The organism is Streptomyces sp. XM83C (assembly GCF_023072675.1).
Classification (GTDB): domain Bacteria; phylum Actinomycetota; class Actinomycetes; order Streptomycetales; family Streptomycetaceae; genus Streptomyces; species Streptomyces thermocoprophilus.
The window spans coordinates 1-8,028 of record NZ_JALLGL010000283.1 but is presented as its reverse complement, the minus strand read 5'-3'; the positions used below and the strand labels follow the sequence as shown (position 1 = coordinate 8,028).

Genomic DNA, 8,028 nt, shown 5'->3' with positions numbered 1-8,028 from the left:
CCCCCTGTCCGCGGCCCACGCCGCCCACGGCGACCTCACCGACCGCGAGACGGAGGTCCTGATCCTCATCGCGCAGGGCCTGTCCAACGCGGAGATAGCCGAACGCCTGGTGGTCGCCGAGTCCACGATCAAAACCCACGTCAGCCGCATCCTGGTCAAACTCGGCCTCCGCGACCGCACCCAGGCCGCCGTCTACGCCTACGAGGCCCGCCTGGTCACCCCCGGCTGAGAGCACCCCTGGTCAGGCACCCGCCCCGCGCGTTAGCGTCCCCGCATGTCCGATGTGGCCCGTGCTGCCTTCGATCCGTGGGATCCGGCCTTTGTCGCCGACCCCTACCCCGCCTACGCCGAGCTGCGCGCGCGGGGCAGGGTGATGTATTTCGAGGCCACCGATCAGTGGCTGGTGCCACGGCACGCGGATGTGTCGGCGCTGCTGCGGGAGCGGCGGCTGGGGCGGACGTATCTGCACCGCTTCACGCACGAGGAGTTCGGGAAGACCCCGCCGCCGCCCGAGCACGAGCCGTTCCACACCCTGAACGATCACGGCATGCTCGATCTGGAGCCCCCGGACCACACCCGTATCCGGCGGCTCGTGTCGAAGGCGTTCACGCCGAGGACGGTCGAGGGGCTCAAACCGTACGTGCAGCGGCTCGCCGGCGATCTCGTCGCGCGGCTCGTCGAGGCCGGCGGCGGCGATCTGCTCACCGACGTCGCCGAACCGCTGCCCGTCGCCGTGATCGCCGAGATGCTCGGCATCCCCGAGAGCGACCGCCCGCTGCTGCGGCCCTGGTCGGCGGACATCTGCGGGATGTACGAGCTGAACCCGTCCGAGGAGGCCGCCCGCAGGGCCGTCCGCGCCTCCGTCGAGTTCACCGCCTATCTGCGCGACCTGATCGCCGCCCGCCGCGCCCAGCCCGGCGAGGACCTGATCTCCGGTCTGATCGCCGCCCACGACGAGGGCGACCGGCTCACCGAACAGGAGATGATCTCCACGGCGGTGCTGCTGCTCAACGCCGGGCACGAGGCCACCGTCAACGCCACGGTCAACGGCTGGTGGGCCCTGTTCCGCAACCCGGACCAGCTCGCCGCGCTGCGCGCCGACCACTCCCTGATCCCGACCGCGATCGAGGAGCTGATGCGCTACGACACCCCGCTGCAACTGTTCGAACGCTGGGTGCTCGACGACATCGAGATCGACGGGACGACGATCCCGCGCGGCGCGGAGATCGCCATGCTGTTCGGCTCCGCCAACCACGACCCGGACGTCTTCACCGACCCCGAACGGCTCGACCTCACCCGCCGCGACAACCCGCACATCTCCTTCAGCGCCGGCATCCACTACTGCATCGGCGCCCCCCTGGCCCGTATCGAACTGGCCGCGTCCATGAAGGCCCTCCTCACCCAGGCCCCCACGCTCGCCCCGACGGCGGAACCGGAACGCCGCCCCAACTTCGTCATCCGCGGCCTGAAGGGCCTCCCCGTCGAGACCCGCTGATCCCTCGCCCGGCCGGTACCGCCCCCGACCCGAGGGCCGTGGTCCGCGCCCCGCACGGTCCGCGTGCCCCACCCGTCGGAGTCATCCGGGGTGGTCGATCGGATACTCCGAGCGCTGGGTGGTCTGCGGCAGGGGGAAGGCGCGTCATGACCTTGATGACGGAGCGACCGGCGATCCCTGCCCCGTCCGGCTGTGTCCCCGACAGGGATGGGTTCCGCCTGCCCCAGGTGTACTGATCACGAGCGTCGACAGCGCTCGTGATCAGTACACCTGGCCCGCCGCCGGCAGGGTCAGGCCGAAGGCGGACTCCAGGACCGTCCAGGTGCGGCGGCGGACCGGGCCGGAGACGCGGTCGTCGGCGTGGTAGCGGAAGTCGGCGCCCGAGACGGAGACCGTGCGGCCCTCCCGGAACACCGGGGCGGCGTCCGAGCCCACCGACGCCGGGCGGACCTCCACGAGGGCCGTACCGGAGCTGCCGGGCGTCAGCGACACCGCGTCGACCGGCCGGTCCAGGTCCACCACCGTCTCCCCGTCCACCTCCACCCGCAGCCGGGACGGCGCGGACGCCGTCAGCGTGCGGGCCGGGCGCAGCGGCACCAGCGTGCGCACCAGGGTCTGGCAGGTCCGCAGCCACGGCCGCGCCCCCTCCGGCTCGGGCACGGCCTCCGGCAGCCGCTCCCGCACCGGCGGGATGCCCACCGTGCCCAGGACGACGCCGTCGCTGTCGTCGACGAGCACGTCGAGCCGCCGTACCGCCCCGTCCAGCACAGTCCGTGCCGCCGCGACCGTGCCCGTCGGCACGCCCAGGGCGCGGGCCACGCTCACCGCCGGGCCGACGGGGACGACGGACAGCACGGATCCGGCCAGCTCCCGCTGCCGGTGCAGCAGCGACACTGCACGCACCAGCGCACGGTCGTCACCGATCACCACCGGCCGCCGCGACCCGCGGCGTGCCAGCACCCGGGTGAACTCCTCCGGGTCCTCCGGCAGGCACAGCTTGGTCGGCGCACCCGCGCTGAGCACGTCTTTCGCGATGCGTACCGCCTCTCCGTCCGTCCTTCGGGCGATCGGGTCGACGATCACCAGCAGCTGTTCGGACGTCGGATAGGTCGCCACCTCGGTCCTGCCTCGCTTCCTCGGGTAGCATCTTTGTGCAAGAGCCCCTTGCGCTATTGCGCCAGGGGCTTCGTCTATTCCGGGGCATCCGGTCCGACGGTTTGCGGCCAACGACGGCCGCGGTGCACGCGGCGGTGGACCCTCCGCGTACGCCCCTGACCTTGGACATGCCCCGCCCGGAAGGGGTGTACGCGCGTGCCCGCACTTGTGCTGCTCGGTGCTCAGTGGGGTGACGAAGGCAAGGGAAAGGCCACCGACCTGCTCGGTGGATCGGTCGACTACGTGGTGCGCTACCAGGGCGGCAACAACGCCGGCCACACGGTCGTCGTGGGCGACCAGAAGTACGCACTTCACCTCCTCCCTTCCGGAATCCTGTCCCCCGGCTGTACGCCCGTCATCGGTAACGGCGTCGTCGTCGACCCGTCGGTCCTGCTCTCCGAGCTGAGCGGTCTGAACGAGCGCGGCGTCGACACGTCGAAGCTCCTCATCAGCGGCAACGCGCACATCATCACGCCGTACAACGTCACTGTCGACAAGGTGACCGAACGGTTCCTCGGAAAGCGCAAGATCGGCACCACCGGCCGCGGCATCGGACCGACCTACGCCGACAAGATCAACCGCGTCGGCATCCGCGTCCAGGACCTGTACGACGAGTCGATCCTCCAGCAGAAGGTGGAGGCGGCCCTCGACGTCAAGAACCAGATCCTGACCAAGCTGTACAACCGCCGGGCCATCGCCGTCGACCAGGTCGTCGAGGAGCTGCTGGGCTACGCGGAGAAGATCCGGCCGTACGTCGCCGACACGGTGCTGATCATCAACCAGGCCCTGGAGAACGACAAGGTCGTCCTGTTCGAGGGCGGCCAGGGCACGCTGCTCGACATCGACCACGGCACGTACCCGTTCGTCACCTCCAGCAACCCGACCGCGGGCGGCGCCTGCACCGGTGCCGGAGTCGGCCCGACGAAGATCAGCCGCGTCATCGGCATCCTCAAGGCGTACACCACCCGTGTCGGCTCGGGCCCGTTCCCGACGGAGCTGTTCGACGAGGACGGCGAGAAGCTGCGCCGCATCGGCGGCGAGCGCGGTGTGACCACCGGCCGTGACCGCCGCTGCGGCTGGTTCGACGCGGTGATCGCCCGGTACGCCACCCGCGTCAACGGCCTCACGGACTTCTTCCTCACCAAGCTGGACGTCCTGACCGGCTGGGAGCAGATCCCGGTGTGCGTGGCGTACGAGATCGACGGAAGGCGCGTCGAGGACCTGCCGTACTCGCAGACCGACTTCCATCACGCCAAGCCGGTCTACGAGATGCTGCCGGGCTGGAGCGAGGACATCAGCAAGGCGAAGACCTTCTCCGACCTGCCGAAGAACGCGCAGGCGTACGTGAAGGCGCTGGAGGAGCTGTCCGGCGCGCCGATCTCCGCGATCGGCGTGGGTCCGGGCCGGGACGAGACCATCGAGATCAACTCGTTCCTGTAGGCCGCGCGGGCCCGGCCGGCATGCGGGGCATTGTCCGCCGGACGGGCGCCTCCGGCGAGCGGAGGCGCCCGTTTCGCGGTCGAATGGAGCATGACCCGGCGCGAGGCGCGATGCCTGGGGCCGTACGGCGGAGACGTCGAGGACACGGAGTGCGGGGAGCCCGCCCGGTTCGAGGTCGTCCGCCACCGGCGGCCACCGCTCCTGCTGTGCCCGGTCCATCTCGGGCCGGCCCTGCTGCTCGCGGAGGGCGTGCTGTGGCCGCCGCACATCCGGCTCATCGGCTGACGTACGGCTCATGGCCGGTCCCGTCTCGTCGGCTGACGCGGCGCCTACGGCCGGGCCCGTCTCGTGGGCTGACGGTGCCGCTCACGGCCGTACCGCCTCATCCGCCAGGCACACCGGGCGTCGTCGGCCGACGCGGCCCGCGCGGCGCCTCCGGGTGCGTCCCCGGCGCCGCGCGGGGCGGGGGTCCCCGGCGTACGCTGAGGTGAACCCCCCACCGCCTGCCCCACCGAAGAAAGTGAGTGCCATGCGCTTGCTGGTCAAGGCGAACGTGGACACCGAACGCAGCAACGAGGCCATCCGCAGCGGCCGTATGCCGGAGATGATCAAGGAAACGCTGGAGCGGATCAAGCCGGAAGCCGCGTACTTCGGCCCGATCGACGGTCACCGCACGATCGTGCTCGTCGTCGACCTGGCCGACAGCTCGCAGATCCCGCCCACCCTCGACGCGCTCTTCACCGACCTCAACGCCTATGTCGAGGTCACCCCCGTGATGAACCTGGAGGAGATCCAGAAGGGCCTCGCCCAGGCCGCACAACAGGGCTGAGCGGCCCAGGAGCCCAGGGGCCCGGCCGCGGCCGGCCCGTCAGCTGAAGACGATCATCGACCCCTGGGCCAGGCTGCGGGTCGCCGCCGCGTGCAGCCCCAGCCACACATGCCGCTCCCGGGCGAACGGACTGGGATCGTACGGCGCCGGATCGGCGGGCTGCTCCAACTCGGTCGGCGCGCGCGGCGGTTCCGGCGCGGCGGGCGGGTTGGCCGGGTCGATGCCGATCGCCGCCGCGACCTGCTCCAGCTCCCTCAGCAGCGCCTGCGACGAGCCCAGCGGGCCGCCGCCGGCGAGCAGTTCGTCGCTGGACAGGGGGCTCGGGAAGTCCAGCGGGACGTAGGCGCCCGCGTGGTCGTAGTGCCACACCAGGTGCGACTGCTGGGCCGTCGCCTCGAACATCTCCAGCAACTGCTCGTAGTCCCCGCCCAGTTCGTCCACCGGCGTCACCGGCAGCCCGCACACCTGGAGCAGGTAGGCGCGGCGCAGGAAGTGCAGGGCGTCGTAGTCGAATCCGGCCACCGGGGCGACCTCGCCGGACAGGCCCGGCATGTACTGGTAGACGGGCACGGGCGGGAGCCCGGACTCGGTCAGCACCTTGTTGTACTGCGCGAGTTCCTCCGCGAAGGGATTGTCGGGCGTATGGCACAGCACGTCCACGAGCGGCACCAGCCACAGGTCACAGGCCAAAGAGGGCTCCTCACACAGCGTCCTCGCACGACGACGGCTCACGGCAGGGTATGCAGGGTATTCGGTGCGTGCCGGTCCCATACCCGCCGTACCGCACCTCAGCCGTCGGCCAGCTGTTCGATCACGGCCAATGCGTGCGCGTTGTACGCCGCGACGATCCTCCGCGCCCCCTCGGTGTCGCGCCGTGCCAGCGTATCCACGAGTTCGGTGTGGCCTGCCCACAGTTGCCCGCGCACGTCGGGCAGTCTGCGCAGATGCTGCACCGCGCACACCCAGGACTGCACGCGCAGCCGGTGCAGAAAGTCCGCGAGGTAGGCGTTGCCGAACAGGGCGCTCAACTCGCGCCAGAACCGCAGGTCGTAGCCGATGAGCACGGTCAGATCACCGGCCGCCGCCGCCCGCTGCGCCTCCTCGCCGCGCCGCCGCACCCCCGCGAGGGCCGCCGCGCCCCGCGGGTCGTCGAGGTTGCGGTAGGCGGGGTGGCCGTCGTCCAGGGCGAGGAACATGCCCCGGATGACGAGGCTGCGCGCCTCGATGATGTCCCGGTAGTCGGAGACGGAGTACTCGCGGACCTTGAAACCGCGGTGCTGGTCGGACTCCAGCAGGCCCTGCGCGCTGAGGTCCACCAGGGCCTCCCGCACGGGCGTCGCGGAGACGCCGTACTGGTCGGCGATCTCCTTCACCGTGAACGCCCTGCCCGGCCCGAGCCGTCCCGCCAGCACCTCGTCGCGGAGCGCGTCGGCGATCTGCTGCCGCAAGGTGCTGCGGGTCACGGCGCCGGTTCCGGTGCCGGTGCTGCCGGACATGGTCGGGTGGCTCCCTCTTCCGTACACGCGCACGCGCGGGTGGCGTACTCGTCTCTTCGAGCACGCCACCTTACGCTGACGGGCGCCGGACCGTCCCGCCCGAGCGGAGCCCCGCTCTCCGCCCGTTATCGCGCGGTGTACTCGTCGGCCACGGACAGCGCCGCGTCCAGTGCCGCGAGGCCCTCCTTCAGCTCGGACTCGGAGATGTTGCACGGCGGCACGACGTGGGTGCGGTTCATGTTCACGAAGGGCCAGATGCCGTGCTGCCTGGCGGCGGCGGCGAACGCCGCCATCGGCGCGTTGGCCTCGCCGGCCGCGTTGTACGGCACGAGCGGCTCACGCGTCTCCTTGTCGCGGACCAGCTCCAGCGCCCAGAACATGCCGAAGCCGCGTACGTCGCCCACGCTGGGGTGCCGCTCCGCCATCTCGCGCAGGGCCGGGCCGAGGACGTCCGCGCCGAGCGTGCGGGCGTGCTCGACGACGCCCTCCTTTGCCATCACGTCGATGGTGGCGACGGCGGCGGCGCAGGCCAGCGGGTGCCCCGAGTAGGTCAGACCGCCCGGGTAGGGGCGCTTGCCGAACGTCTCGGCGATCGCACCGGAGATGGCGACGCCGCCGAGCGGGACGTAGCCGCTGTTGACGCCCTTGGCGAAGGTCATCAGGTCCGGTACGACACCGAAGTGGTCGGCGGCGAACCACTCACCGGTCCGCCCGAACCCGGCCATCACCTCGTCGAGGACGAACACGATGCCGTGCTTGTCGCAGATCTCGCGGACCCCGGCGAGATAGCCGGGCGGCGGCACCATGATCCCGGCCGTGCCCGGCACGGTCTCCAGGACGATCGCGGCGACGGTCGACGGCCCCTCGAAGGCGATGGTCGTCTCCAGGTGCTCCAGCGCCCGCGCGCACTCCTGCTCCTCGGTCTCCGCGTAGAAACGCGACCGGTACAGGAACGGCGCCCAGAAGTGCACGACTCCCGCGGTGCCGCTGTCGCTGGGCCAGCGGCGCGGGTCGCCGGTGATGTTGACCGCCTGCTGGGTGCCGCCGTGGTACGAGCGGTACGCGGAGAGCACCTTGGGGCGGCCCGTGTGCAGCCGCGCCATCCGCACCGCGTGCTCGACGGCGTCGGCGCCGCCGTTCGTGAAGAAGATCTTGTCGAGGTCGCCGGGGGTGCGCTCGGCGATCAGCCGCGCCGCCTCCGACCGCGCCTCGACCGCGAACGCGGGCGCGAACGTCGTCATCCTCGCCGCCTGCTCCTGGATCGCGGCGACGACCTTCGGGTGCTGGTAGCCGATGTTCGTGTAGACGAGGCCGCTGGTGAAGTCGAGGTAGCGGTTGCCGTCGTAGTCCCAGAAGTACGACCCCTCGGCGCCGGCGACGGCGAGCGGGTCGATGAGGTCCTGCGCGGACCAGGAGTGGAAGACGTGCGCACGGTCCGCGGCCTTCACGGCCGCGCCGGCCTGGGGGTCGGGCAGATGAGGGGTCATGGCGCGAGGGTAGGTGCCCGGGACACGGAAGCGATATCGGCGTCCTGTCTGTGGTCGGGGGCTGAGCGCGACACGTTGTCGAACCGGGGGCGGGGGTGGGGCCCGCGACCCGCCCCCGGGTCGTCA

Annotated in this window: 9 protein-coding genes; 5 read left to right on the top strand and 4 right to left on the bottom strand. The window is 71.4% G+C overall.

The features are described 5' to 3' along the window. Together MTQ10_RS24695 and MTQ10_RS24690 are read left to right on the top strand one after the other, a co-directional pair. The coding region (locus MTQ10_RS24695; protein WP_247472362.1) for a response regulator transcription factor at positions 1–229 on the top strand (229 nt) is incomplete at its 5' end. Positions 230–274: 45 nt separating this feature from the next. Next, positions 275–1,495, top strand: a complete 1,221-nt coding sequence (locus tag MTQ10_RS24690) for a cytochrome P450 (protein WP_247472361.1) — start codon at positions 275–277, stop codon at positions 1,493–1,495. A gap of 261 nt (positions 1,496–1,756) precedes the next feature. Here the strand turns inward: MTQ10_RS24690 and MTQ10_RS24685 are convergent, their stop codons facing one another. Beyond that, complete coding sequence (locus MTQ10_RS24685) at positions 1,757–2,611, bottom strand: acylglycerol kinase family protein (protein WP_247472360.1); 855 nt, start codon at positions 2,609–2,611, stop codon at positions 1,757–1,759. Positions 2,612–2,806: 195 nt separating this feature from the next. Between MTQ10_RS24685 and MTQ10_RS24680 the strand changes: the two genes are divergently transcribed. The 3 genes from MTQ10_RS24680 (at position 2,807) to MTQ10_RS24670 (ending at position 4,919) form a co-directional block, all read left to right on the top strand. Further along, the gene (locus tag MTQ10_RS24680) at positions 2,807–4,090 is read left to right on the top strand and encodes an adenylosuccinate synthase (protein WP_247472359.1); all 1,284 of its coding nucleotides are present in this window, start codon (positions 2,807–2,809) and stop codon (positions 4,088–4,090) included. 90 nt (positions 4,091–4,180) lie between these two features. After that, entirely contained in the window at positions 4,181–4,375 is a 195-nt protein-coding gene (locus tag MTQ10_RS24675) for a hypothetical protein (protein ID WP_247472358.1), read from the top strand. A gap of 244 nt (positions 4,376–4,619) precedes the next feature. Beyond that, positions 4,620–4,919 (top strand): hypothetical protein, encoded by a 300-nt coding sequence (locus MTQ10_RS24670; protein ID WP_247472357.1) that lies wholly within the window; start codon positions 4,620–4,622, stop codon positions 4,917–4,919. Between the two features lie 39 nt (positions 4,920–4,958). Here the strand turns inward: MTQ10_RS24670 and MTQ10_RS24665 are convergent, their stop codons facing one another. From MTQ10_RS24665 to MTQ10_RS24655, 3 genes are all read right to left on the bottom strand, one after another. Then, on the bottom strand, positions 4,959–5,609 hold the full coding sequence (locus tag MTQ10_RS24665) for a hypothetical protein (RefSeq protein ID WP_247472356.1): 651 nt from the start codon (positions 5,607–5,609) through the stop codon (positions 4,959–4,961). A gap of 98 nt (positions 5,610–5,707) precedes the next feature. Then, complete coding sequence (locus MTQ10_RS24660) at positions 5,708–6,415, bottom strand: GntR family transcriptional regulator (RefSeq protein WP_247472355.1); 708 nt, start codon at positions 6,413–6,415, stop codon at positions 5,708–5,710. Between the two features lie 125 nt (positions 6,416–6,540). Beyond that, entirely contained in the window at positions 6,541–7,902 is a 1,362-nt protein-coding gene (locus MTQ10_RS24655; RefSeq protein ID WP_247472354.1) for an aspartate aminotransferase family protein, read from the bottom strand. Between the last annotated feature and the right edge of the window lie 126 nt (positions 7,903–8,028).